Here is a 24,145-nt window from a genome sequence, read left to right on the forward strand (position 1 = left end):
TGAATGGGCCCGTTGAAAGGCCAGAACGCCACCCGTGGGCGGCGCCGTGGACAAGTCTCGGGTCTCCTGGTGCGGTTCACCAGGGTTGCAGAGGGTTGCAACTTATTGATGACTGTGCGCGGAGTCTGTGCCTCCGGCATGCGCCCGGCGGCAGTATGGGCACCGAAGCCGACCGGAAACCGCCGCCCGGTACGGCTTGACAGGTGTGTTCGAGGCCCTTCCGGGAGGATCACCAGTGGTGAACCCGCCGATGAACCTGGCGCGTCTGGCCGCCGTGGACGCGGCGCAGGCGGCGCGGGTGCTGAGCGAGGTACGTGAGGCGACACTCGCCGGACAGCGTGCGCGGATCGCGCCCCGGCCGGTGATCGAGCAGTCCTGGGGACGGATGCTGCGCAGCGGGGTCGACCCCGACCACGACTTCAGGTCCGGTCTGCTGTCCGCCGACGAAGTGCGGCGCAGACGTGAGGAGTCACCGCTGCGGCACGTGCTGCCGGTGCTGCGCGAGGGACTGCTTTCGGTCGCGGACGTCTCCCAGCACATCATGGTCGTCGCCGACCCCGAGGGGCGCGTGCTGTGGCGCGAGGGGTCGCCGCAGGTGCTGCGCAAGGCCGACGGCCTCGGCTTCGAACTCGGCGCGGACTGGCGGGAGGACGTCGTCGGCACCAACGGCGTGGGCACCCCCGCGGTGGTGCGGCGGCCGGTGCAGGTGTTCGCCGCCGAGCACTTCGTCCGCTCGCACGCCTCCTGGACCTGCACGGGCGCCCCGATCGCCGATCCCAGGGACGGCAGGCTCATCGGGGTGGTGGACGTCAGCGGCCCGCTGCGCACCATGCATCCGGCGACCCTCTCCTGGGTGGACTCCGTGGCCAAGCTCGCCGAGGCCCGGCTGCGGGAACTGCACCAGGACTCGCTGGAGCGGCTGCGCGCGCTGGGCGCGCCGGTGCTGGCCCGGCTGGACGGCCCGGCGCTGGTGGTCGACCGGCACGGCTGGACGGCGGCCGTGACCGGGATGCCGTACGTGCGGCGGCTCGGTCTGCCCAAGTCGCTGTCGCCGGGGCGCCGGTGGCTGCCGCCGCTGGGCCACTGCGCGGTGGAGCCGCTGGCCGGGGGCTGGCTGCTGCGGGTGGCGGACGAGCCGCCGCCGGGCGCCGCGAGCCGGGTCCGGCTGGACCTGACCCGCGCGGGCCGCACCTCGGTCACCGTGTGCGGGGCGGTCGGCTCCTGGTCCCGGGAAGTCAGTCCGCGCCACGCCGAGTTGCTGTACCTGCTCGCCGAACACCGCGGCGGGCGGGGCGCGGCGGCCCTGGCGGAGGACCTGTTCGGCGATCCGTCCAGAACGGTCACGGTGCGGGCCGAGATGTCCAGGGTCCGGCGCTACCTCGGGGATCTGCTGCAGCACCGGCCGTACCGGTTCCGCGAGGACACCGAGGTCGAGGTGCTGCTGCCCGCCAACCCCCGTGACCTGCTGCCCCAGTCGGCGGCGCCGGCCGTGGCAGCGCGGCGGCGGGCGGCGGCGGACGCGGGCTGACGGCGGCGTCCGGACTCCCCTGGCGCAAGGGGTGACCGCCCGGTTCGTGCGGGTGTCTTTCGGGTATTTGGGGGTCTTGGCCCTGCGCCGCCCCTTACTGCCGTAGCATCCCTGTGGGCCTCCCCACCTGCTCCTCGATCAACGTACGGATCGTCAGGCGCAGTTGGCCCGTCGGGAGGAGACATGAAGCATCGCGGCAGACACCGCAGGCGCAGACGGGGCACCGCCCTGCGCGCGGTCCTCACCGGAACCGCGCTCGCGCTCACCGCGGCCGCCACGCTGATCAGCACCTCGCAGGCCGAGGTCGCCGAGAGCCCCGGCGCGCTCAAGCCGCTGACCTCCGCCCGGGACACCGCCCGGCTCGGGCTCAAGGAGCACCTGGTCCCCGCCCGGGACCTGCGCAGGCTCGCCGCGTCCATGGGCCGTCCGGTCGGGGTGAGCGCCGTCCTGGACAGCGCCGACCGCACCCTGCGCCGGGCCGCCGACTGCGCACCGGACGACCGGGCGACCCTGCCCGTCGCCCCGTCCGCCGGCCGCGCCTACTGCTGGGACCGGGCCGACGCCGCGGACACCGCCTGGCGGCCGCACTCCGTCACCACCTCCGGGGACGCCGACGACGACGGCGTCTGGGGCGCCCACCGGGTGATCCTCACCGGCTGGACCCGCACCGCCGCCGGCGGGCCCGCGGCCGGCCGGGGCCTGGCCCGGGTCGCCTTCGTCGACGCCGACGACCCCGCTCGGCCCGTCTACCGCTGGGTACTGCTGGTGGTGCCCGTGAACGGCGGCCGGGACTACCGCGGCCTGTCCTCCACCCTGTCCGGCATGGTCTGGTACCAGGACAAGCTGCTGGTCACCACCCGGACCGGCAGCTCCGACGCGCTCTACGTCTACGACCTCGACCGCATCCAGCGCACCACGGCCGACACCCCCGCGATCGGCCGGGTGCACGGCGGCTGGTCCGCCGACGGCTACCGGTACGTGATGCCCGCCGTCGGCTCCTACCGCTTCGCGGAGGGCCGCTGCACCGCCTCCGGGCCGCCCTGTCCGGCCACCCTCTCCCTGGACCGCGGCACGGCGCCCGACAGCCTCGTCGCCGCCGAACGGACCGCCCCCGGCGGCGACCGGCGCACCCGGCTGTGGCGGTACGCGTTCGACGACTCCCCCGCGCGCGGCGGGCTGCTCGCCACCGACGCCGCCGGGCGGGCGGACGCGATCGAGGCGTACCGGACGCGGGTGACCGGCATCAGCGGCGCGCTGTCCCTCCGCCGGCCCGGGGCGGGCTCCCCGTCCTGGTACGTGGGACGGGCGTCCGGCACAGGAGACGGACACGGCGGCCTGTGGCGCCAGGACAGCGAGGACGCCAAGGCGGCCCGCTGCGGCTTCGACTCCTCCCACCACTGCTGGGCCGAGTCGGCGGGCTCCCTGTCGTACTGGGAGGAGACGGGCGAGGTGTGGTCCCTCTCCGACCGCATGCTCTTCGCGGTGCCCCTGACCTCGCTCGACCGCTCACTGAGGTGACGGCCGGCCGGCGGGCCCGGGCGGCGTCGGTGGTGTGACCCGGCAGATCGACAGGCGGGCCGGTGGGATGGTTCCCTGACCGGCATGAGCAGCGTCACCGTCACCACCTGGTCCCTGGAGCAGAACTCGCCGGCCGACCTCCTGCCGGCCGCCGCCCCCGAGGGCGACGTCCGGATCGTCCGCGCCGAGGTTCCCTCCCCCGAGTTCAGCCGCTTCCTGTACGCCTCGGTCGGCGGCGACATCCGCTGGACGGACCGGCTCGGGTGGACCTACGCACGGTGGCAGGAGTACCTGGACCGTCCGGGTGTCGAGACCTGGGTGGCCTACGACCGCGGCACCCCCGCCGGATACGTCGAGCTGGAGGCGCAGGACGAGGGCGTGGTCGAGATCGTGTACTTCGGGCTGATCCCCGCCTTCCGCGGCCGCCGCGTCGGCGGTCACCTGCTCTCCTACGGCACGGCCCGCGCCTGGGACCTGGCCGAGCGGTGGCCGGGGCGGACGCCGACGAAGCGGGTGTGGGTGCACACGTGCAGCAAGGACGGCGAGTTCGCCATGGCCAACTACCAGCGCCGCGGGTTCGTGCTGTTCGACACCGAGGTGGAACTGGAGCCGGAGGCGGCGACGCCCGGCCCGTGGCCCGGAGCGTGACCCCCGCACCGTCGTTCGCGTGAGCGGAGCGTGACCCACAACACTCCGTCTCGCCATTCAGAATAGTTCCGTCCATATTACGGACGAAGGTGGACTGGCCAGAGATCCGCGTGACACGCTTCCGTCATGCCTGGAACTGGAATTGCCTTGGTGAGTCGGCGGCACGTCGACCTCGGCCGCATGTCCAGCGCCATCTGTCCGGCGAGCTGACAGCCCCAGCACCGCCGATCTCCCCGCACCTCCCTCCCTGCTGCGCAAGGGCGCGCACGCATGCCGTCATGCGCCCGCATGCGCAGGTCAGAGCCGCGTTTCCCGCCTGTCCCGAAGGACGTAACAACCATGGCCGCCACCCCGCAGAACTCTGCCGCCTCCGCGCCCCGCCGCAAGGTGAGCCGTCACCGCGGTGAGGGTCAGTGGGCCGCAGGCCACTTCACCCCGCTCAACGGCAACGAGCAGTTCAAGAAGGACGACGACGGTCTCAACGTGCGGACGCGCATTGAGACGATCTACTCCAAGCGCGGTTTCGACTCGATCGACCCGAACGACCTGCGCGGCCGGATGCGCTGGTGGGGCCTGTACACCCAGCGCAAGCCCGGGATCGACGGCGGCAAGACCGCGATCCTGGAGCCGGAGGAGCTGGACGACGAGTACTTCATGCTCCGAGTGCGCATCGACGGCGGCGCGCTCACCACGGAGCAGCTCCGGGTCATCGGCGAGGTCTCGCAGGAGTTCGCGCGGGGCACCGCGGACATCACCGACCGGCAGAACGTCCAGTACCACTGGATCCGCATCGAGGACGTGCCCGCGATCTGGGAGCGGCTCGAGGGCGTGGGCCTGTCGACCGTCACCGCGTGCGGCGACACCCCGCGCGTGATGATCGGCTCGCCGGTCGCGGGCATCGCCGAGGACGAGATCATCGACGCCACGCCGGCGCTGGAGGAGATGAAGCGCCGGGTCCTGAACAACCCGGCGTACTCGAACCTCCCGCGCAAGTTCAAGACGGCCATCTCGGGTTCGCCGCTGCTGGACGTCGTGCACGAGATCAACGACGTGGCGTTCGTCGGCGTACGGCACCCCGAGCACGGGCCGGGCTTCGACGTGTGGGTGGGCGGCGGCCTGTCGACCAACCCCAAGCTGGGCGTGCGGCTCGGCGCCTGGGTGCCGATCGACGAGGTCCCGGACGTCTACGAGGGCGTCATCTCGATCTTCCGTGACCACGGCTACCGCCGGCTGCGCAACCGGGCGCGGCTGAAGTTCCTGGTCGCCGACTGGGGCCCGGAGAAGTTCCGCCAGGTGCTGGAGGACGAGTACCTGGGCGGCCGCAAGCTGATCGACGGTCCCGCGCCCGAGCAGCCGGCGCAGCGGTGGCGCGACCACATCGGTGTGCACCGGCAGCAGGACGGCCGGTTCTACGTCGGGTTCGCCCCGCGGGTCGGCCGCGTCGACGGCGGCACCCTGACGAAGATCGCCGACCTCGCGGAGGCGCACGGCTCGGGCCGGGTCCGCACCACCGTCGAGCAGAAGATGATCGTTCTGGACGTCGAGCAGGACCAGGTCGACTCGCTGGTCGAGGGCCTGGAGGCGCTGGACCTCACCGCCCGGCCGTCCTCCTTCCGGCGCGGCACCATGGCCTGCACCGGCATCGAGTTCTGCAAGCTGGCCATCGTCGAGACCAAGCAGCGCGGCGCGCAGCTCATCGACGAGCTCGAGCGCCGACTGCCGGACTTCGACGAGCCGATCACCATCAACCTCAACGGCTGCCCGAACGCCTGCGCGCGCATCCAGGTCGCGGACATCGGCCTCAAGGGCCAGCTCGTCCTGGACGACGACGGCAATCAGGTCGAGGGCTACCAGGTGCACCTCGGCGGCGCGCTCGGCCTGGAGGCCGGCTTCGGCCGCAAGGTCCGCGGCCTGAAGGTCACCTCGGCCGAACTGCCCGACTACATCGAGCGGGTCCTGGCGCGCTACCAGGCCGAACGCGAGGCCGGCGAGCGCTTCGCCACCTGGGCCGCCCGGGCTTCCGAGGAGGCGCTGTCGTGAGCGAGCGGGCGGCGCCCTTCTACTGCCCCTACTGCGGGGACGAGGACCTGCGGCCGGGCGAGCAGGGGCACGGGGCCTGGGAGTGCGGGGCGTGCAACCGAGCATTCCAGCTGAAGTTCCTCGGGCTGCTCGCCCGGGGGCTCGAGCGAGCCGACGACCGAGGGGGCGACGGAGCATGACGACTGCTCAGCAGGAGCGCACGGCCGACGAGTTGAAGCGGCTCGCCGAGCAGGCGGGCCGCGACCTGGAGGACGCCAGCGCGCTGGAGATCCTCCAGTGGGCGGTCGACACCTTCGGGGCAGGGTTCTGCGTCACGTCCTCGATGGAGGACGCCGTGGTCGCCCATCTCGCCTCCCGCGCCCGCAAGGGCGTGGACGTCGTCTTCCTCGACACCGGCTACCACTTCCCGGAGACCATCGGCACCCGGGACGCCGTGGAGGCCGTGATGGACGTCAACGTCATCACGCTCACCCCGCGGCAGACGGTCGCCGAGCAGGACGCGGAGTACGGCCCGAAGCTGCACGACCGCGACCCCGATCTGTGCTGCGCGCTGCGCAAGGTGAAGCCGCTGGAGGAGGGTCTGAAGGGCTACCAGGCCTGGGCGACCGGCCTGCGCCGCGACGAGTCCCCGACCCGGGCGAACACCCCGGTCGTCGGCTGGGACGAGAAGCGGCAGAAGGTCAAGGTCTCCCCCATCGCCCGCTGGACCCAGGACGACGTGGACGCCTACGTCGCCGAGCACGGCGTGCTCACCAACCCGCTGCTGACGGACGGCTACCCCTCCGTCGGCTGCGCCCCCTGCACCCGCCGCGTCCTGGAGGGCGAGGACGCGCGCGCCGGCCGCTGGGCGGGGCGCGCCAAGACCGAGTGCGGGCTGCACGGATGACGGCGCCCACCGCCGCGCACACCGCGCCCACCGGTCCGGCCACCGCTTCGACCGAAGCCACCGACACCCAGGAGAACCACGTGACCACCGGAGCCACCGTCTGGCTCACGGGTCTGCCCAGCGCCGGCAAGACCACCATCGCGTACGAGCTGGCCGGCCGGCTGCGCGCCGACGGCCACCGTGTCGAGGTACTCGACGGCGACGAGATCCGCGAGTTCATCTCGGCGGGCCTCGGCTTCGGCCGCGAGGACCGGCACACCAATGTGCAGCGCATCGGCTTCGTCGCCGAACTGCTCGCCCGCAACGGTGTGAAGGCGCTGGTCCCGGTGATCGCGCCCTACGCGGACAGCCGTGAGGCGGTGCGCGAGCGGCACGCGGAGAACGGGACGCCGTACCTGGAGATCCATGTGGCGACCCCGGTCGAGGTGTGTTCGGTCCGGGACGTGAAGGGCCTGTACGCCAAGCAGGCGGCGGGTGAGCTGACGGGGCTGACGGGCGTGGACGACCCGTACGAGGAGCCCGAGGCGCCCGACCTGCGGATCGAATCGCAGCACCAGACCGTGCGGGAGTCCGCCGTCTCGGTGCATGCCCTGCTCAGTGAGAGGGGACTGGCATGACGACCGTCGCCGAGACCGCGGCCGGCGGCGAGGGCACGGACACTCCGTACGCCCTGTCGCACCTGGACGCGCTGGAGTCCGAGGCGGTGCACATCTTCCGCGAGGTCGCGGGCGAGTTCGAGAACCCGGTGATCCTGTTCTCCGGTGGCAAGGACTCGATCCTGATGCTGCACCTCGCGCTGAAGGCATTCGCCCCGGCCCAGATCCCCTTCTCGCTGCTCCATGTGGACACGGGACACAACTTCCCCGAGGTGCTGGACTACCGGGACCGTGTGGTCGCCGAACACGGTCTGCGGCTCCATGTGGCGTCCGTCCAGGACTACATCGACCGCGGTGTGCTCAAGGAGCGCCCCGACGGCACCCGCAACCCGCTGCAGACCCTTCCGCTGACGGAGAAGATCCAGAGCGAGAGGTTCGACGCGGTGTTCGGCGGCGGGCGGCGCGACGAGGAGAAGGCCCGCGCCAAGGAGCGGGTGTTCTCCCTGCGGGACGAGTTCTCCCAGTGGGACCCGCGCCGGCAGCGCCCCGAGCTGTGGAACCTGTACAACGGACGGCACGCCCCGGGCGAGCACGTCCGCGTCTTCCCGCTGTCCAACTGGACCGAGCTGGACGTCTGGCAGTACATCGCCCGCGAGGGCATCGAGCTGCCGGAGATCTACTTCGCCCACGAGCGCGAGGTGTTCCAGCGGGCCGGGATGTGGCTGACGGCCGGCGAGTGGGGCGGCGCCAAGGACGGCGAGACCGTCGAGAAGCGCCTGGTGCGCTACCGCACGGTCGGCGACATGTCCTGCACCGGCGCCGTCGACTCCGACGCGACCACGCTGGACGCCGTCATCGCCGAGATCGCCGCGTCCCGGCTCACCGAGCGGGGCGCCACCCGCGCCGACGACAAGCTCTCCGAGGCCGCGATGGAAGACCGCAAGCGCGAGGGGTACTTCTAAGCATGAGCACCACCACGACCGAGACGCTCCCGGAGACCACCCTGCTGCGGTTCGCCACCGCGGGCTCCGTCGACGACGGCAAGTCCACGCTCGTCGGGCGGCTGCTGCACGACTCCAAGTCGGTCCTCACCGACCAGTTGGAGGCCGTGGAGCGGGCGTCCGCGAGCCGCGGCCAGGACGGCCCGGACCTGGCGCTGCTCACCGACGGCCTGCGCGCCGAGCGGGAGCAGGGCATCACCATCGACGTGGCCTACCGCTACTTCGCCACGCCCCGGCGCCGGTTCATCCTCGCCGACACCCCGGGCCATGTGCAGTACACCCGGAACATGGTGACGGGCGCGTCCACGGCCGAGCTGACGGTGATCCTCGTCGACGCCCGCAACGGCGTGGTCGAGCAGACGCGCCGGCACGCGGCGATCGCCGCGCTGCTGCGCGTGCCGCACGTGGTCCTCGCGGTCAACAAGATGGACCTCGTCGCGTACGAGGAGTCCGTCTTCGCCGCGATCGCCGAGGAGTTCACCGCGTACGCCGTCGAGCTGGGCGTCCCGGAGGTCACCGCCGTCCCGATCTCGGCGCTGGCCGGCGACAACGTGGTGGAGCCGTCCGCGAACATGGACTGGTACGGCGGCCCGACCGTGCTGGAGCACTTGGAGACGGTCCCGGTCAGCCACGACCTGGCGCACTGCCACGCCCGGCTCCCCGTGCAGTTCGTGATCCGGCCGCAGACCGCCGAGCACCCGGACTACCGGGGCTACGCGGGCCAGATCGCCGCCGGCACCTTCCGGGTCGGCGACCCGGTCGCCGTGCTGCCGTCCGGGCGCACCACCCGGATCTCCGGCATCGACCTGCTGGGCGAGCCGGTCGACGTGGCGTGGACGACGCAGTCGGTGACGGTGCTGCTCGAGGACGACATCGACGTCTCGCGCGGCGACCTGATCGTGCCCGCGAAGGACGCCCCGCCGGTCACGCAGGACGTGGAGGCGACCGTCTGCCACGTCGCCGACCAGCCGCTGGCCGTCGGGCACCGGGTGCTCCTCAAGCACGGCACCCGCACGGTCAAGGCGATCGTCAAGGACATCCCGTCCCGGCTCACGCTCGACGACCTGTCCCTGCACCCGCACCCCGGGCGGCTCGTCGCCAACGACATCGGCCGGGTGAAGATCCGCACCGCCGAGCCGCTGCCGGTCGACTCCTACGCCGACTCGCGCCGCACCGGCTCCTTCATCCTGATCGACCCCAGCGACGGCACCACGCTCACCGCCGGCATGGTCGGCGAGTCGTTCGCCTCCCCCGAGCCGGTCAAGGACGCGGCCGAGGAAGACGGCTGGGACTTCTGACCATGAACACCTGCGATTTCTACTCGATGTTCGCGAAGGAGGGCGGTCGCGTCGGCAGCGGCGCCCTCGGCAGCGGGCAGGGCGGAGTGGGCCGATGTGTGCGGTGACGTACGCGCACCGCATGCGCGCCCAGCGACGAAGACCCTTTGCCGAACTCCCGGCCACGTCCTGAGAGCGTGACCGCCGGGCCAACGAGAGGAAAGCCTCCCGTGCCTGCCAGTGGTTCCACCTTGCTTCGCCGCGGTCTGGCCGCGACAGCGGCCCTCCCCCTGCTGATGCTCGCCGCCTGCGGCTACGGGTCCGAGGCCAAGGACCACGACGCGGGCGCCCGGATCGCCGCCGGGGCCGAGAAGACCGACGGCCTCGACTCCGTGCGGATCGGCTACTTCGGCAACCTGACCCACGCGACCGCGCTGGTGGGCAAGCAGAAGGGCTTCTTCCAGAAGGCGCTCGGCGCGACCAAGGCGGACTACCAGGTGTTCAACGCCGGTCCGTCCGAGATCGAGGCGCTGAACTCGGGCTCCGTCGACATCGGCTGGATCGGCCCCTCCCCCGCCATCAACGGCTACACCAAGTCGAACGGCAAGAACCTGCGGATCGTGGGCGGTTCGGCCTCCGGCGGGGTGAAGCTGGTGGTGAACCCCAAGAAGATCAAGTCCCTGAAGGACGTCGAGGGCAAGCGGATCGCCACGCCCCAGCTCGGCAACACCCAGGACGTCGCGTTCCTCAACTGGGCCGCGGAGCAGGGCTGGAAGGTCGACGCGCAGAGCGGCGAGGGCGACGTCTCGGTCGTCCGCACCGACAACAAGGTGACCCCGGACGCGTTCAAGTCCGGTTCCGTCGACGGCGCCTGGGTGCCCGAGCCGACCGCGTCCAAGCTGGTCGCCGAGGGCGGCAGGGTACTGCTCGACGAGGCCTCCCTGTGGCCCGGCAAGAAGTTCGTGATCACGAACATCGTCGTGTCGCAGAAGTTCCTGAAGGAGCACCCGAAGGCCGTCGAGGCCGTGCTGAGGGCGTCGGTCGACACCAACGCGTGGATCAACGCCCATCCGGACCAGGCCAAGGCCGCGGCGAACAGGCAGCTCGGCATCGACTCCGGCAAGGAGCTGCCGGCCGACGTCCTGGACCCGGCCTGGAAGTCGATCCGGATCACGAACGACCCGCTGGCCGCGACCCTCGGCACCGAGGCGCGGCACGCGGTCAAGGCGGGCCTCCTGGAGGACCCGGAGCTGAAGGGCATCTACGACCTCGGCCCCCTGAACAGGGTTCTCGAGGCCAAGGGTGAGAGCACCGTCGCCGACGCCGGTCTCGGCGTCGGCTGAGTTACGGATCCGAGCGTCCCCAGGAGGTGACGACCATGGCAACCGCCCTCGCCAAGGCCGAAGAAGCAGAGACGGTCGAGTACGCGGCACGCATCGAGCAGGTTTCGAAGTCCTTCGCCGGGCCGGCCGGCTCGCAACTCGTCCTCGACGACATCACACTCGACGTCGCGCCCGGCGAGTTCGTCACCCTCCTGGGTGCCTCGGGCTGCGGCAAGTCGACGCTGCTGAACCTGGTCGCGGGGCTCGACCGGCCCACCGCCGGCAGCATCGCGACCCACGGGCGCCCCGCCCTGATGTTCCAGGAGCACGCGCTGTTCCCGTGGCTGACCGCGGGCAAGAACATAGAACTCGCCCTGCGGCTCCGGGGTGTTCCGAAGGGCGAGCGGCGTGGCAGGGCCGAGGAGCTCCTCGAGCTGGTCCGGCTGCAGGGCTCGTACGGCAAGCGGGTGCACGAGCTGTCCGGCGGTATGCGACAGCGTGTGGCCATGGCCCGGGCGCTCGCGCAGGACAGCCAGTTGCTGCTCATGGACGAGCCGTTCGCCGCGCTGGACGCGATCACCCGCGACCTGCTGCACGACGAACTCACCCGGATCTGGGCGGAGACGGGACTGTCCGTCCTGTTCGTCACGCACAACGTGCGCGAGGCGGTGCGGCTCGCGCAGCGGGTGGTGCTGCTGTCGTCCCGTCCGGGCCGGGTGGCCCGCGAGTGGCGGGTGGACATCCCGCAGCCGCGGCGCATCGAGGACGCCCCGGTCGCCGAACTGTCCCTCGAGATCACCGAAGTACTGCGTGGGGAGATCCGCCGTCATGGCCAGCACTGAGACGAAGACCGCCACGGACGCGGGAAGCGTCGAGGCAGGCCTGGACGCCCTGGAGACGGCAGTCGCGGGCCGGGCTCCGTTCCGGCAGACCTTCGTCCGCAAGATCCTCCCGCCGATCGTCGCCACCGTCGTGGTGCTGGTCGTCTGGCAGGCCCTGATCTCTTTCCGGATCGTGGACGACCCGACGAAGCTGCCCTCCCCTTCCGACGTGGGCGGCGAGTTCAAGCGGGCCTGGCTGGGAGGCAAGCTGCTCGGCTACATCTGGACCAGCGTCTCGCGCGGTCTGCTGGGCTTCCTGTTCGCGCTGGCCATCGGCACCCCGCTGGGCCTGCTGGTGGCCCGGGTGAGGTTCGTGCGCGCGGCCATCGGCCCGGTGCTCTCCGGTCTGCAGTCCCTGCCGTCGGTGGCCTGGGTGCCGCCCGCGGTGATCTGGCTGGGCCTGGACAACCAGATGATGTACGCGGTGATCCTGCTCGGCGCGGTGCCGTCGATCGCCAACGGCCTGGTATCCGGCATCGACCAGGTGCCGCCGCTGTTCCTGCGGGCGGGCCGCACGATGGGCGCGACCGGCCTGCGGGGCGCCTGGCACATCGTGCTGCCGGCCGCGCTGCCGGGCTACCTGGCCGGCCTGAAGCAGGGCTGGGCCTTCTCCTGGCGCTCGCTGATGGCGGCGGAGATCATCGCCTCCTCCCCCGACCTCGGCATCGGCCTGGGCGCGCTGCTGGAGAACGGCCGCAACGCCAGCTCCATGTCCATGGTGTTCGAGGCGATCTTCCTGATCCTGTTCGTCGGCATCGCCATCGACCTGCTCATCTTCTCCCCGCTCGAGCGGTGGGTGCTGCGCAGCCGAGGCCTCCTGGTGAAGAGCTGATTCCCGTGTACGGAAAGCCGGTCCGTCCCGTCCTCCTGGTGATCGCCCACGGCAGCCGCGACCCGCGGCACGCCGCGACCGTGCACGCCCTGGTGCAGCGGGTGCGGTCGCTGCGGCCCGGGCTGCGCGTGGAGACCGGCTTCCTGGACTTCAACATCCCGTCCGTGCACGGGGTGCTCCGGTCCCTGGCCGCGGAGGGGGTGCGGGACGTGGTGGCGCAGCCGCTGCTGCTGACCCGCGCCTTCCACGCGAAGGCCGACATCCCGGCCGTCCTGCGCGACGCGCCGCGCGGTCTGCGCGTCCGCCAGGCCGAGGTGCTGGGCCCGTCGCCGCTGCTGCTGTCGGCGCTGGAACGGCGGCTGTACGAGGCGGGGCTGTCGCCCGCCGACAAGTCCTCGACCGGGGTCGTCCTGGCCTCGGCGGGGTCCTCCGACCCGGAGGCGATCGCGGTGATCGCCGACATCGCGCGGGAGTGGTGGCACACCGGTTGGTGCGCCGTGCGGCCCGCGTTCGCCTCCGCATCCCTTCCCCGGACCGAGGACGCCGTGGGCGAACTGCGCGCGCTCGGCTGCGAACGGGTCGCCGTGGCGCCCTACGTCCTCGCCCCCGGGTTCCTGCCGGACCGCATCGCGCGCGGTGCGGCGCGGGCCGACGTCCTGGCGGACGTCCTGGGTTCGGCCCCCGAGGTGGCGCGGCTCCTGCTGGCCCGCTACGACACGGCGGCCCTGCCGGCGCGGACGGCGCTCGGCGCCTGACCCGGTGCCGGGCCCCGTGGCGGCGGGGCCCGGCCGGTTCACAGGTCCAGCAGGTGCACCAGTTGCTGTGTGTAGGCGAGGCTGCCGGTCCCGGCCGGGGCGCCGATGCTGATGGCGTCGAGGCTCGAGCGGATGCGGCCCCGGTTGGGCGGCCCGCCGTCCGCCGCCGCCTCCTCCAGCGCGGCCATGATGACCTCCCCGTGGACGACGAGTCCGGGGAGTTCGGCGTGCAGTGCGTCGAGGAGGCCCTCGGTGAGCCGGAAGACGGTCTCCGGGTCGGGTCCGTGGTCGCTGCCGGTGCGGCCGTTGATGTTGCCGTGGTAGTACGTGCTCATCGTCCTGTCCTGACTCCTGGTCTGGGAGGGGCCGTACCGGGCCTGGGTCCGGGAGCGCCGACGTTACCGACGCCGTGGCTCCGGCCCCGTCCTGGAGTCTGGTGCCGCCGCGGCCACGCGTGCGGAAGGGCCGAAAACAGTCACCCGTACGAGTGATTCGCGTCCGTTGACCAGGCCGGACACTCCCGGCGGAACGGACAGGGGGCGGCTCCGGGGGAGGCGTGGCGCGCCCGTCCCGGGCCGCGGCCGCGCGGGCGGTGCGCGAGGGCCGGCCGCGGTCCGGCGTTCCCCTGTGACGTCGGACCGCGGCCGGCACCTCGTTCTGCGTCCGGCACGGCTGATGCGTCACCGGGTCCCGGGGCCCGTCGCGCCCGAAGGTCGTTTATCGGCCACCCGCTTCCCGCGGGCCGGGGGCCCGCGTGTCCGCGCGGATCAGTCGAAGCGGAGCGCTCCGGAGCGGGTGCGCTTGAGCTCGAAGAAGTCGGGGTGGCGGGCCAGTACCCGGAAGCTGTCGAAGAGTTCCGCGGCCTCGGCGCCGCGCGGCACGGCCCGCAGGACGGGACCGAACCACACCGTGCCGTCGACGTGGATCGTGGGCGTGCCCACGTAGCCGCCGGACTCCGGTTCGGCGCCCGCTTCGTGCGCGCGGCGCACCGCGGCGTCGTACGAGGGGTCGTGGGCGGCGTCCGACAGGTCGGCCGGCAGGCCGAGTTCGGCCAGCGACTCGGCGACGACCGCGTCGAAGTCCTCCGCCTTCCGCTCGTGGATGCGGGTGCCGAACGCGGTGTACAGGTCCCGCAGCACTTTCTCTCCGTGCCGTTCGGCGGCGGCCACCGCGACCCGCGCCGGTCCGATCGACCGGTCGACCAGGTCCCGGTACCAGTCCGGGAGTTCGTTGCCGGCGTTGTGCAGGTAGAGGCTCATGGGACGGAAGCGGAGGTCGAGCGGGCGCAGGCGCTCGACCTCCAGCAGCCAGCGGGAGGTGATCCAGGCGAAGGGGCAGGCGGAGTCGAACCAGAAGTCGACCCGGGTGGGGGCGGAACCGGCGTCACGGCTGTGGTCGGCGTGTGTCATGCCGACCACGCTAGGCGGCGAGTGGCGCGGAATCCCGGTCCAATCGCGGCCCGGTTCCCTGGGCCACTTCGCGGCGGACCGGCCGGTCCCGCGGGGGCGTCTCACTGCTCGGCAGCGGTCAGTTCGACGAGTTTCAGCACCGTGTTCCAGTTGCGGCTGGTGGCGATCAGGTCCTTGGCGGGGCGGCGGGACAGTGCCTCGGCCAGTTTGGAGCGCCCCAGGCCGTCCGGGGCGTACAGGTAGAGGCAGCGGTCGCCGAGGCGGAACTCCTCGGGGAGGTGCGCGGCGGCGTCGATCGCCGCGAAGCGCTCGGGGGTGACCGGCGCGGAGAAGTAGGTGACGTGGAGCTGCTTCCCGGTCAGTTCGGCGGCCGGGAACGGGCAGGCCTCGGCCACCGCCCGCAGATAGGCGTGGTCGCGCACGATGACGTCGACCCGGAAGCCGAACCGCGCCTCGATCGCCCCGGTCAGCTCGGCCGCCAGGGAGTCCTCGTCGCCCTGCCCGGCGCTGAACACGGCCTGGCCGCTCTGCAGATGGGTCCGTACGCCGCCGTGGCCGAGGCCCGTCAGGAGCGAGCGGAGATCGGCCATCGGGAGCTTCCTGTTGCCGCCGACGTTGATTCCGCGCAGCAGCGCCGCATAGGTCGTCACCCGGACAGGTTAGAACGGCCGCCGTGCCCCGTGGGGGCGGGCACGGCGGCCGGCCCGGGACGACCCGGGCCCGCGCGAAACTCTGGCCGATCAGCGGCCCGCGGTTCAACCTCTACACGCACCTGTGACTTGTTCAACAAGGTTTCGTAATCACAAAGTGGATCTTCGACGGCGGATCGGACACGGCCCTTCCCCGGACCCCTCACCCCGAGACGCCGCCCCGGGGACCCCCGAAAGATGTAGGGGCCCGCCGTCCTCCCCAGCGGTGAGCCGGGCCCGCGCCACTTCACCGGGCAGTACGACGAGACCCGCCCGGCGGGCCCATACCGTCGGAACGGAACGAGCGAGGACGTGGCGGCAGGGGGTCGTCACCGCATACGAGGGGGAAAGCCCGTCATGGGGAACACGGACGTGCGCGTGCGGGGACTGGCCGCCCGCGCCGGCGGCTGGAGCGCCCGGCACCGCTGGGCCGCCGTCGGCATATGGGTGCTGTTCGTCGTCCTGGCCATGGGGCTCGGCTCGGCGGCCGGCCGGGTCGACGTGGACGAGAGCGACCAGCTCAAGGGCGAGACACACACCGCGGCGAAGATCATCGAGGACGCGGGCATCGAGCAGCCGGCCGGCGAGACCGTGCTGATCCAGGCCCGGGACGGCGCGCTCAAGGCGACGAGCGGCGAGTTCCGGGCCGCCGTCGGCGATGTGATCGAGGCCGTCGAGGGCACCGGGAAGGTCACCCGTGTGACCTCGCCGTACGACACGCGCACCATCTCCCGGGACGGCCGTACCGCGCTGGTGCAGTTCGACATGCGCGGCGACGCGGAGACCGCCGCCGACCGGGTCGAGCCGGTGCTGGACGCCGTCGCCGGGGTGCAGAAGACGCATGGCGGCCTGCGGATCGAGGAGATCGGCGGCGCCAGCATGAACAAGCAGTACCAGGACGCCTTCGGGAACGACTTCCAGAAGGCCGAGTACTCGGCCGTGCCGGTGGCCCTCGGCATCCTGCTGATCGCCTTCGGCGCCCTGGTGGCCGCGCTGCTGCCGGTGGCCCTGGCGGTCACCGCGATCATGGCGACGATGGGCCTGATGGGTATCGTCAGCCACGTCCAGCCGATGAGCGACACCGCCAACTCCGTGATGCTGCTGGTCGGTATGGCCGTCGGCGTCGACTACTGCCTGTTCTACCTGCGCCGGGAGCGCGAGGAGCGGGACGCCGGCCGGGACGCGGGCGCCGCCCTGCGCATCGCCGCCGCCACCAGCGGCCGCGCGATCGTCGTCTCCGGGGTCACCGTGTGCGTGGCGATGGCCGGCATGCTGTTCACCGGACTCGCCGAGTTCGAGGCGATGGGCCTGGCCTCGCTGATGGTGGTCGCCGTCGCCATGGTCGGCTCGGTGACCGTGCTGCCCGCGCTGCTCTCCCTGCTGGGCGAGCGGGTCGAGAAGGGCCGCATCCCCTTCCTGGGCCGCCGGCGCCGGCGCGGCGGCGGTGGTGAGAGCCGCTTCTGGACCGCCGTGCTGCGCGGGGTGCTGGCCAAGCCCCTGGTCTCCGTGGTCGTCGCGGCCGGCGCGCTGCTCGCCGTCGCCGCGCCCGCGCTCGGCATGAAGACCCAGCAGCTCACGCTGGACCAGGAGTTCGGGAACTCGCTGCCGATCGTGCAGACCTACGACCGGCTCAACGACGCCTTCCCGGGCGGTTCCGAGCCCGCCCAGGTGGTCGTCAGCGCCAAGGACATCGGCGCGCCGGAGGTACGGCGGGCACTGGCCGACTTCAAGCAGCGGGCCGTCTCCTCGGGCGCCTCGCGCGGCCCCGTCGACGTCACGGTGCACCGGGCGCAGAACGTCGCGCTCGTCTCCGTACCGCTGGTCGGCGGCTCCGACATGGACCGCGCGGTCAAGAGCCTCGACAAGCTGCGCGACGAGGTGCGGCCCGCCACCCTCGGCAAGGTGGAGGGCGTCCAGGCGCCGATCACCGGGCAGGTCGCGGGCAGCCACGACTTCAACGACCAGCTCCTCGGCTCGGTCGTCCCGGTGTTCGCGTTCGTGGTCGTCTTCGCCTTCCTGCTGATGCTGCTGTCGTTCCGCTCGCTGACGGTGGCGATCACCTCGATCGTGCTCAACCTGCTCTCGGTGGGCGCCGCCTACGGCATCCTCGTCGCCGTCTTCCAGCACGGCTGGGGCGCCTCGCTGGTGGGCGCCGAGGGCGTCGGCGCGATCGTCACCTGGCTGCCGCTGTTCCTCTTCGTGATCCTGTTCGGCCTGTCCATGGACTACCACGTGTTCGTGGTCTCCCGGATCCGCGAGGCCCGGCTGCGCGGCCGCGGCACCAGGGACGCCATCCAGCACGGCGTGGTCACCACGGCCGGCGTCGTCACCAGCGCCGCCGTCATCATGGTCGCCGTGTTCGCGATCTTCGGCACGCTGTCCATGCAGTCCATGAAGCAGATGGGCGTGGGCCTGGCCGCCGCCGTCCTGATCGACGCGACGGTCATCCGCGGGGTGCTGCTGCCGGCCGTGATGGCACTGCTCGGCGAGCGCAACTGGTACCTGCCGAAGTGGCTGCACCGGCTGCCGGACCTCACCCACGACGAGGCGCCGGAGCCGGCCGCCCCGGCCCCCGTCCACGACGAGGGCGAGCGGCTCACCGTCTGATCCCGTCCGCGCACACGGGGGCCCGCCGGTCCTGGGGAACCGGCGGGCCCCCGTGCGTGGCTCAGCGCGCGGGCAGTTCCGCCTCGATCAGGTCGGCCGCGCGCCGGGTGCCGCCCTCCTCGGCCATCTGGGCCTGGATGTCCTTCAGCCGCCGGGCGACCTCCGGGTCGCCGGTGAGGGCGAGGGCGGCCCCGCGGAGGCGGTCGGCGGTGGCCTCCTCGGTGGGCAGGCGCCGGGCCACGCCGAGGGACTGGAGCATGTCGGCGTTGCCGAACTGGTCCACGGCCTGCGGCACGGCGATCATCGGCGTGCCGGTGGCCAGCCCCTCCTGGCTGCCGCCGGCTCCGGCGTGCGTCACGAACAGGTCGGCCTGCCGCAGGATCGCCAACTGCGGCACCCACGAGTGCACTTCCACGTTGGCGGGCACGTCGCCCAGCTCGGCCGGGGTCACCTGGCGGCCGATCTGCAGGACCAGGTGCCAGCCGGGCAGGCCGCCGAAGGCGCGGACGCACTCGCGGTAGAACGCGGGCCGCTTGGTGAACGCCGAGCCGAGGGAGACGAGGACCACCTTCTCCGCGCCGGCGGGGCGCTGCCAGTCACCCTGGTCGGCCCGGTCGCCCTGGCAGGCCCCGACGAAGCTGTGCACCCGCTCGTCGACGCGGTCGGCGTGCGGTTGGAGCACCTTGGGGATGAGGACGAGCGAGCGGTCGGGGCGGCCCACGAAGGGGTCCGGGTGCCGGCTGATCCCGTTCTCCGCCAGCCAGGCTCGGAACCGGGCGTAGTAGGCCCTGCCGCGCTCGGTCTTCCGGGGCTCCGCCCACATGGGCTCGGCCACCTCCTCCTCGTAGCCCTCCCAGGCGACGAGGTTCGGTGAGAGGGAGACCGCCGGGACGCCCCAGCGGTGGGCGAGCACGCGGGCCGGGTAGGAGGTGATGTCGTGCAGCACCAGGTCCGGTTCGTCGCCCTCGTAGGCCGCGGCGAGCTGCGGCAGCGCCTGGACGGCGTCGTTCAGGAACGGCTCCACGTGGTCCAGCAGGGTGCTCCCCCAGGCCTCGGGGTCGGCGTCGGGGCCGGGCAGTGTGGAGTCGTAGAGCACGGGCCGGGCGCCGGTCGCCGCCACCTTGCCGGCGAAGGCCGGCGGGATGGCGTAGGTGACCCGGTGGCCGCGGGCGACGAGTTCGCGGATCACCTCGAGGCTGGGGTTCACGTGGCCGTGCAGGGCGGCGGAGAACATGGCGATGTGGGCGGGAGCGGTCATGTCGACGAGGCTAGGCGAGACGAGACGTCTCGTCCAAGCGAATTACGGCCGCCGGCTCAGCGCTGGTAGCGGGCCAGGACCAGGTTGCCGTCCCGTTCCAGGCGTTCCCGCAGGCCGGCCAGGCCGATCGAGCCGCTGTAGTACTCCTGGAAGGCGGGCGTGGCGACCTTGTCCTTCCACTCCGGGTAGCCGCGCACGGACTGGGCGGGGGCCGGGCGCAGATGGGCCGCGAGCGCGGTGCCGGTGGCCCAGCCGTTCTCCGCGGTGTGCAGGGCGGGGTCCTTCAGGGCCTCGGCGCCGGTGGGCAGCATCCAGTCGCCGAGGGCGAGGCGGACCATGTTCCGCGGCCGCAGGAGGAAGCCGATGAACTCGGCGGCCTCTTTCTTGTGCGGGCAGTCGGCCGCGACGGACAGGGTCTGCGGGCTGACGCCCTGGGTGAGCCCGCCGGCGCCGGCGGGGGCGGGCAGCACCTGCCAGTCGAAGCCCTTCGGCGCCTGCTGCGCGATCTGCTGGCGGTAGGAGAAGCCCAGCGGGACCATCGCGTACCGGCCGCCGAAGAAGCCGGGCAGGGTGTCCGAGCCGCCGCTGCCCAGCGTAGAGGCGGGGGCGCTGCGGTCGACGGCGACCTGGTCGTGGACCGTGCGCGGCACGACCGCGTCCCCGGCGCCGAACCCGACGGTCACCTTGCCGCCGGCGTCGCGATGGAAGAGCCGGCCGCCCGCGGAGAGGGACAGGTTGAGCGTGGCGGAGACGGGTTCCTTCAGCGGCCAGGCCACGCCGTACCTGCCGGGTCCGCTAAGCCGCTTGGTGATCCGGCGGAACTCGGGCCAGCTCCAGGGGTGTTGGGGGGTCGGTATGCGCACCCGCGCCGAGCGCAGCCAGGCGGTGTTGGCGATCAGCACCCGGGGTTCCTGGAGGAACGGCACCCCGTACACGCCGTCCCCGAAGGTGGCCGCCTGCCAACTGTGGCGCGGGATGTCGGACTTGAGCCCGGCGGGCAGCAGCCCGGTGAGGTCGGCGAGGTAGCCGCCGTAGGCGAAGTCGGCGAGGTCGTCGGAGGCGTCGTGGATGACGTCCGGGGCCTCACCGCCCTCGAAGGAGGTCAGGAGCTGGTCGTGCACGCTGTCCCAGCTGCCCTGGACGTACTCGACCCTGACGTCCGGGTGGGTGGCGTTCCACTCCCTCACCAGCTCCTTGTTGGCGGCCACGGACTCCTGCTGCCAGGCGAGGGACTGGAAGCGCAGGGTGACCGGGCCGCCCCGCCCGTGATCCGCCGCGGAACAGCCCGCGAGGAGGAGCAGCAGGACGAGGAGTGCCGTGGCCGCCCTTACCCGGCCGGCTCCGTACGGGTGCCGCATCACTTCACCGCCCCTTCGAGCAGGCCGCCCGTGATCCGGCGCTGGACGAGGGCGAAGACGAACAGGGAGGGCAGCGTGGCCAGGAACGCGGCGGCGGCCAGCGGGCCGAGGTCGGCGACGCCCTCCGCGCCGATGAAGTGGGTGAGGACGACCGGGAGGGTCTGCCTGCCGGGGCTCTTCAGCAGGACCAGCGCGAAGAAGAACTCGTTCCACGCCGTGACGAACGCGAACAGCGCCGTCGCCGCGATGCCCGGCGCCAGCAGCGGCGCCGTCACCGACACCAGCGTGCGCAGCCGCCCGGCGCCGTCCACGGCCGCCGCCTCCTCCAGCTCGGGGGGCAGGGCGCGGACGTGTCCGACGAGCATCCACAGCGCGAACGGCAGCGCCCACACCACGTACACCAGCACCAGCCCCGCCAGGGAGTCGATCAGCCGCAGGTGCTTCAGCAGCAGGAACAGCGGGATGATCACCAGCACGAACGGGAAGGCCTGGCTGACCACCACCCATCCGGTGGCCGCCCGGGACAGCGCCGAGCGGTGCCGCGCGACGACGTACGCCATCGGGGTCGCGATCAGTACCGCGACGACGGCTGCGGCGAGCGCCACCAGCAGGGAGTTGAGGGCCGCGTGCAGCAGCGGCTGCTCGTCGAAGGCCTGCCGGAAGTTGGCCAGGGTGGGGTGGCGCGGGATCCAGGTGGGATGGAGGCTGCCCAGCTCGCGGGGCGGTTTGAAGGCGGTGGACAGCAGCCACAGCAGCGGGAAGGCCAGGAAGACGAGATAGGCGAGCAGGGCGGCGTACTGTCCGGCGCGGGCCGCGGGGCGGGTCCTCCTCATGCGTCCCCGCCTCCCCGCAGCCGGCTCACGAGGAACACCGAGAGCAGCACGGAGACCACCGCGACCAGGACGCAGCCCATCGCCGCCGCGTAGCCGAACTGGCCGTAGCGGAAGGCCTCCTCGTAGGCGAACAGCATGGGCAGCCGGGTCTTCCCGCCGGGTCCGCCGCTGGTGAGCACGTACACCAGGGCGAAGGAGTTGAGGTTCCAGATGAGGTTGAGGGCGGTGATGGCGAGGGCCACCGGTCTGAGGGCCGGCCAGGTGACCGCGCGGAACCGGCGCCAGGCGCCGGCGCCGTCCACCGCGGCGGCCTCGTGCAGTTCGCGCGGGGTGTTCTGGAGGCCGGCGAGCAGAGCGACCGTGGTCTGCGGCATGCCCGCCCAGACGCCGACGACGATGACGGCGGGCAGCGCGGTGGCCAGGCCGCTCAGCCAGTCCCGGCCGCCGCCGAGGCCGAGGTCGCGCAGTGTCTCGTTGAGGATGCCGGCGTCGGGGTTGTAGACCAGCCGCCACATGACGCCGACGACGACCTCGGGCATGGCCCACGGGACGATCGCGAGGGCACGGGCGAAGCGGCCGAGCCGCAGGTCCTGGTCGAGCAGGAGGGCGAGGCCGAGCGCCAGCAGGAACTGCGGAACGGTCACCCCGACCGCCCACACCAGCCCGATCCGGAACGACTCCCAGAACAGCGTGTCGTGCAGCAGGTCCCGGAAGTTGAGGGCGCCGATCCAGCCGGTGGCCGTCGTCCGGCCGGACTGGGCGTCGGTGAACGCCAGCACGATCCCGTAGAGCAGCGGCCCCACGCTCAGCAGCAGGATCGGGATGAGGGCGGGCAGGACCAGGAACCAGGCGCCGTGGCCGCGAGTGGCGGCACGACCGGCCGGCCGCCGCGTCCCGGCCACTGCTGTCATGCGATCAGCCCCTTCGCGTGACCTCGTTGGCGTGTTCATGTTCGTAAACGCGCGCTACCCCGTCAAGGGCCCGCGCACACGGTCCGACCTGTGCGAATGGGAGACTGACGGGAGGCCACGAGGGCCGGGACGGTACGCAGAGGGGCACGGAGGCGGACGATGGACGAGGCACGGGCGCGGGACGTACTGGCCGCGGCGAAGGTTCTGCCGGGCCCGGCCGCGGACGCACGGCTCATCGCCCTGGGTGAGAACGCGGTGTTCGCGGCCGGGGAACTGGTGGTCAAGGTGGGCCGTGACGCCGAGTTGCTGGACCGCGCCCGGCGCGAGCTGGCCGTAGCCGGCTGGCTGGCCGGGGCGGACGTGCCCGCGGTGCGGGCCGCCGAGCCCGAGCCGCTGCTGGTGGCGGGTCACCCGGTGACCGTGTGGCGCCGGCTGCCGGAGGCCGTGCGGCCGGCCGAGCCCCGGGACCTCGCCGGGCTGCTGCGGACCGTGCACGCGCTCCCCGCCCCCGACTTCGGGCTGCCGCCCCGGGAACTGCTGGGCGGCGTGGAGCGCTGGCTGCGGCTCGCGGGCGGGGCGATCGACCCGGAGGACGCCGCGTACCTGCGGGAACGCAGGGACGGGTTCGCGGCCGCCGCGGCGGCGCTGACGCCCCGTCTGGCACCGGGGCCGATCCACGGGGACGCGCTGCCCCGCAACGTGCACGTGGGGCCGGACGGGCCGGTGCTGGTCGACCTGGAGACCTTCTCCGCGGATCTGCGCGAGCACGACCTGGTGGTGATGGCCCTGTCCCGGGACCGCTACGGGCTGCCCGCCGAGGCGTACGACTCCTTCGTCTCGGCGTACGGCTGGGACGTGCGGGAGTGGGAGGGCTGCTCGGTGCTGCGGGGCGCGCGGGAGACGGCGAGCTGCGCCTGGGTGGCTCAGCACGCGCCCGGCAACCCGAAGGCGCTGGCCGAGTTCCGGCGCCGCGTGGCGTCGCTGCGGGACGGGGACGAGACCGTGCGGTGGTATCCGTTCTGAGCCGGCCGGTTGCGTCGCCCCCTGGGGGAGACGCCAGGGTTGGGGGCATGGACGGCGACACGCTCTACTCGATCGGCGAGCCGGCCCGGCGGACCGGCCTCACGGTCAAGGCGGTCTGGTTCTACTCCGATCGCGGGATCGTCCCGCGGGGTGCCACGGCCCGCGCGCCACGCGAGCCGTCGTCGGCGCCGCGCGTGCCCCGTCCGTCTGCTCCCGATGCGCCCGGTTCGCGCCCTGTTCCGCCCGGTGCGGCCGCCGCACGCTCGATGGCATGGGGGACACATACAGCGTCATTCCGCTGCCCGCACCCGGGCCCGACGGATCCCGGCAGCCACCGGCCGGCACACCCGGCCCGTGGGAGGGTGCCGACCGGGCCCAGGCGGCCCGCGAGGGCGCGACCGGCCCGGAGCCTCCCGAGCCGCCGGTCTGCCCCCAGTGCGGGCTCACCGGTGACCGGCGGCCCACCTACACCGGGCGGCACGTCCTGCTCGAACCCCGGCTCACCGTCCCCGCCCATCTCGTGCCCGGCGGGCACCGCTGGCACGTCGACGGCGACGGCACCGCGTGGAACGGCGGTCTGGAAGAGCCCGCGCCCGGCGCCACCTGCCGGATACCGCACCAACTCGCCTGCCCTGGACTCACCCTGGACGAGGTGCAGCCGTGGCGGTGGCTGACCGCGGTCCGGGCCCACAACGCGTCGGCGGCCTGGCGCGGGGCCGACGAGGACGGCTTCCTCGGGGAACTGCCGGACACCGGTTGACCCGGGCGGAGCG

At 72.8% G+C, this 24,145-nt stretch carries 24 protein-coding genes; 17 read left to right on the plus strand and 7 right to left on the minus strand.

Features of this window, described 5'->3' with window-relative positions:
* Nucleotides 1–250: 250 nt before the first annotated feature.
* The 14 genes from ACZ7JA_RS15615 to ACZ7JA_RS15680 all read left to right on the plus strand — a co-directional run bounded on the left by ACZ7JA_RS15615 (nt 251) and on the right by ACZ7JA_RS15680 (nt 13,284).
* Nucleotides 251–1,528, plus strand: a complete 1,278-nt coding sequence (locus ACZ7JA_RS15615) for a GAF domain-containing protein (RefSeq protein WP_351665696.1) — start codon at nt 251–253, stop codon at nt 1,526–1,528.
* Nucleotides 1,529–1,711: 183 nt separating this feature from the next.
* Entirely contained in the window at nt 1,712–3,046 is a 1,335-nt protein-coding gene (locus tag ACZ7JA_RS15620) for a hypothetical protein (protein ID WP_351665698.1), read from the plus strand.
* An 84-nt stretch (nt 3,047–3,130) separates the two neighbouring features.
* Complete coding sequence (locus ACZ7JA_RS15625; protein ID WP_351665700.1) at nt 3,131–3,694, plus strand: GNAT family N-acetyltransferase; 564 nt, start codon at nt 3,131–3,133, stop codon at nt 3,692–3,694.
* A gap of 126 nt (nt 3,695–3,820) precedes the next feature.
* Nucleotides 3,821–3,904: a putative leader peptide gene (locus ACZ7JA_RS15630; protein WP_310739661.1), complete on the plus strand. Its 84-nt coding sequence runs from the start codon at nt 3,821–3,823 to the stop codon at nt 3,902–3,904.
* Between the two features lie 129 nt (nt 3,905–4,033).
* Nucleotides 4,034–5,734, plus strand: a complete 1,701-nt coding sequence (locus ACZ7JA_RS15635; RefSeq protein ID WP_470808714.1) for a nitrite/sulfite reductase — start codon at nt 4,034–4,036, stop codon at nt 5,732–5,734.
* Complete coding sequence (locus tag ACZ7JA_RS15640) at nt 5,731–5,913, plus strand: hypothetical protein (RefSeq protein ID WP_401130063.1); 183 nt, start codon at nt 5,731–5,733, stop codon at nt 5,911–5,913. Before ACZ7JA_RS15635 ends, ACZ7JA_RS15640 begins: the two co-directional genes overlap by 4 nt.
* The gene (locus ACZ7JA_RS15645) at nt 5,910–6,620 is read left to right on the plus strand and encodes a phosphoadenylyl-sulfate reductase (protein ID WP_389302504.1); all 711 of its coding nucleotides are present in this window, start codon (nt 5,910–5,912) and stop codon (nt 6,618–6,620) included. Before ACZ7JA_RS15640 ends, ACZ7JA_RS15645 begins: the two co-directional genes overlap by 4 nt.
* Nucleotides 6,617–7,237, plus strand: coding sequence for an adenylyl-sulfate kinase (gene cysC / locus ACZ7JA_RS15650; protein WP_389302507.1), 621 nt, complete (start codon nt 6,617–6,619; stop codon nt 7,235–7,237). Before ACZ7JA_RS15645 ends, cysC begins: the two co-directional genes overlap by 4 nt.
* Nucleotides 7,234–8,178: a sulfate adenylyltransferase subunit CysD gene (gene cysD, locus ACZ7JA_RS15655; RefSeq protein WP_351665708.1), complete on the plus strand. Its 945-nt coding sequence runs from the start codon at nt 7,234–7,236 to the stop codon at nt 8,176–8,178. Before cysC ends, cysD begins: the two co-directional genes overlap by 4 nt.
* A 2-nt stretch (nt 8,179–8,180) precedes the next feature.
* On the plus strand, nt 8,181–9,515 hold the full coding sequence (locus ACZ7JA_RS15660) for a sulfate adenylyltransferase subunit 1 (protein WP_389302511.1): 1,335 nt from the start codon (nt 8,181–8,183) through the stop codon (nt 9,513–9,515).
* A gap of 209 nt (nt 9,516–9,724) precedes the next feature.
* Nucleotides 9,725–10,837: an aliphatic sulfonate ABC transporter substrate-binding protein gene (locus ACZ7JA_RS15665; protein ID WP_470808718.1), complete on the plus strand. Its 1,113-nt coding sequence runs from the start codon at nt 9,725–9,727 to the stop codon at nt 10,835–10,837.
* Nucleotides 10,838–10,872: 35 nt separating this feature from the next.
* Entirely contained in the window at nt 10,873–11,658 is a 786-nt protein-coding gene (locus ACZ7JA_RS15670) for an ABC transporter ATP-binding protein (RefSeq protein ID WP_351665714.1), read from the plus strand.
* Nucleotides 11,645–12,529, plus strand: a complete 885-nt coding sequence (locus ACZ7JA_RS15675) for an ABC transporter permease (protein WP_470808720.1) — start codon at nt 11,645–11,647, stop codon at nt 12,527–12,529. The genes ACZ7JA_RS15670 and ACZ7JA_RS15675 overlap by 14 nt, the downstream gene beginning before the upstream one ends.
* Nucleotides 12,530–12,534: 5 nt before the next feature.
* Nucleotides 12,535–13,284, plus strand: a complete 750-nt coding sequence (locus tag ACZ7JA_RS15680) for a sirohydrochlorin chelatase (RefSeq protein ID WP_351665718.1) — start codon at nt 12,535–12,537, stop codon at nt 13,282–13,284.
* 38 nt (nt 13,285–13,322) lie between these two features.
* On the opposite strand, the gene ACZ7JA_RS15685 is transcribed toward ACZ7JA_RS15680, so the two are convergent.
* The 3 genes from ACZ7JA_RS15685 to ACZ7JA_RS15695 all read right to left on the minus strand — a co-directional run bounded on the left by ACZ7JA_RS15685 (nt 13,323) and on the right by ACZ7JA_RS15695 (nt 15,343).
* Nucleotides 13,323–13,619: a hypothetical protein gene (locus tag ACZ7JA_RS15685; RefSeq protein ID WP_351665720.1), complete on the minus strand. Its 297-nt coding sequence runs from the start codon at nt 13,617–13,619 to the stop codon at nt 13,323–13,325.
* Between the two features lie 432 nt (nt 13,620–14,051).
* The gene (locus ACZ7JA_RS15690) at nt 14,052–14,693 is read right to left on the minus strand and encodes a mycothiol-dependent nitroreductase Rv2466c family protein (protein ID WP_351665722.1); all 642 of its coding nucleotides are present in this window, start codon (nt 14,691–14,693) and stop codon (nt 14,052–14,054) included.
* A gap of 101 nt (nt 14,694–14,794) precedes the next feature.
* Nucleotides 14,795–15,343 (minus strand): DUF1697 domain-containing protein, encoded by a 549-nt coding sequence (locus ACZ7JA_RS15695; RefSeq protein ID WP_351665724.1) that lies wholly within the window; start codon nt 15,341–15,343, stop codon nt 14,795–14,797.
* A gap of 396 nt (nt 15,344–15,739) precedes the next feature.
* On the opposite strand from ACZ7JA_RS15695, the gene ACZ7JA_RS15700 reads away from it, so the two are divergent.
* A complete protein-coding gene (locus ACZ7JA_RS15700) occupies nt 15,740–17,989 on the plus strand; it encodes an MMPL family transporter (protein WP_470808724.1) in 2,250 nt (749 codons plus the stop codon).
* Between the two features lie 61 nt (nt 17,990–18,050).
* On the opposite strand, the gene mgt is transcribed toward ACZ7JA_RS15700, so the two are convergent.
* From mgt to ACZ7JA_RS15720, 4 genes are read right to left on the minus strand one after another with little or no spacing between them, the layout of a single operon-like run.
* Nucleotides 18,051–19,247 carry a macrolide-inactivating glycosyltransferase gene (gene mgt, locus ACZ7JA_RS15705; RefSeq protein ID WP_389302526.1) on the minus strand — a complete coding sequence of 399 codons (1,197 nt, stop codon included), beginning with the start codon at nt 19,245–19,247 and terminating at the stop codon, nt 18,051–18,053.
* Between the two features lie 56 nt (nt 19,248–19,303).
* Complete coding sequence (locus tag ACZ7JA_RS15710; protein ID WP_470808726.1) at nt 19,304–20,605, minus strand: ABC transporter substrate-binding protein; 1,302 nt, start codon at nt 20,603–20,605, stop codon at nt 19,304–19,306.
* Nucleotides 20,605–21,438 (minus strand): carbohydrate ABC transporter permease, encoded by an 834-nt coding sequence (locus ACZ7JA_RS15715; RefSeq protein WP_351665730.1) that lies wholly within the window; start codon nt 21,436–21,438, stop codon nt 20,605–20,607. The genes ACZ7JA_RS15710 and ACZ7JA_RS15715 overlap by 1 nt, the downstream gene beginning before the upstream one ends.
* Nucleotides 21,435–22,349: a carbohydrate ABC transporter permease gene (locus tag ACZ7JA_RS15720; RefSeq protein WP_389302533.1), complete on the minus strand. Its 915-nt coding sequence runs from the start codon at nt 22,347–22,349 to the stop codon at nt 21,435–21,437. The genes ACZ7JA_RS15715 and ACZ7JA_RS15720 overlap by 4 nt, the downstream gene beginning before the upstream one ends.
* A gap of 159 nt (nt 22,350–22,508) precedes the next feature.
* On the opposite strand from ACZ7JA_RS15720, the gene ACZ7JA_RS15725 reads away from it, so the two are divergent.
* Both ACZ7JA_RS15725 and ACZ7JA_RS15730 read left to right on the plus strand, forming a co-directional pair.
* Nucleotides 22,509–23,372 (plus strand): phosphotransferase enzyme family protein, encoded by an 864-nt coding sequence (locus ACZ7JA_RS15725; RefSeq protein WP_470808729.1) that lies wholly within the window; start codon nt 22,509–22,511, stop codon nt 23,370–23,372.
* A gap of 271 nt (nt 23,373–23,643) precedes the next feature.
* A complete protein-coding gene (locus tag ACZ7JA_RS15730; protein ID WP_351665736.1) occupies nt 23,644–24,132 on the plus strand; it encodes a DUF6083 domain-containing protein in 489 nt (162 codons plus the stop codon).
* Nucleotides 24,133–24,145 lie beyond the last annotated feature (13 nt).

The sequence above is a fragment of the Streptomyces sp. NPDC038135 genome, from assembly GCF_055601245.1.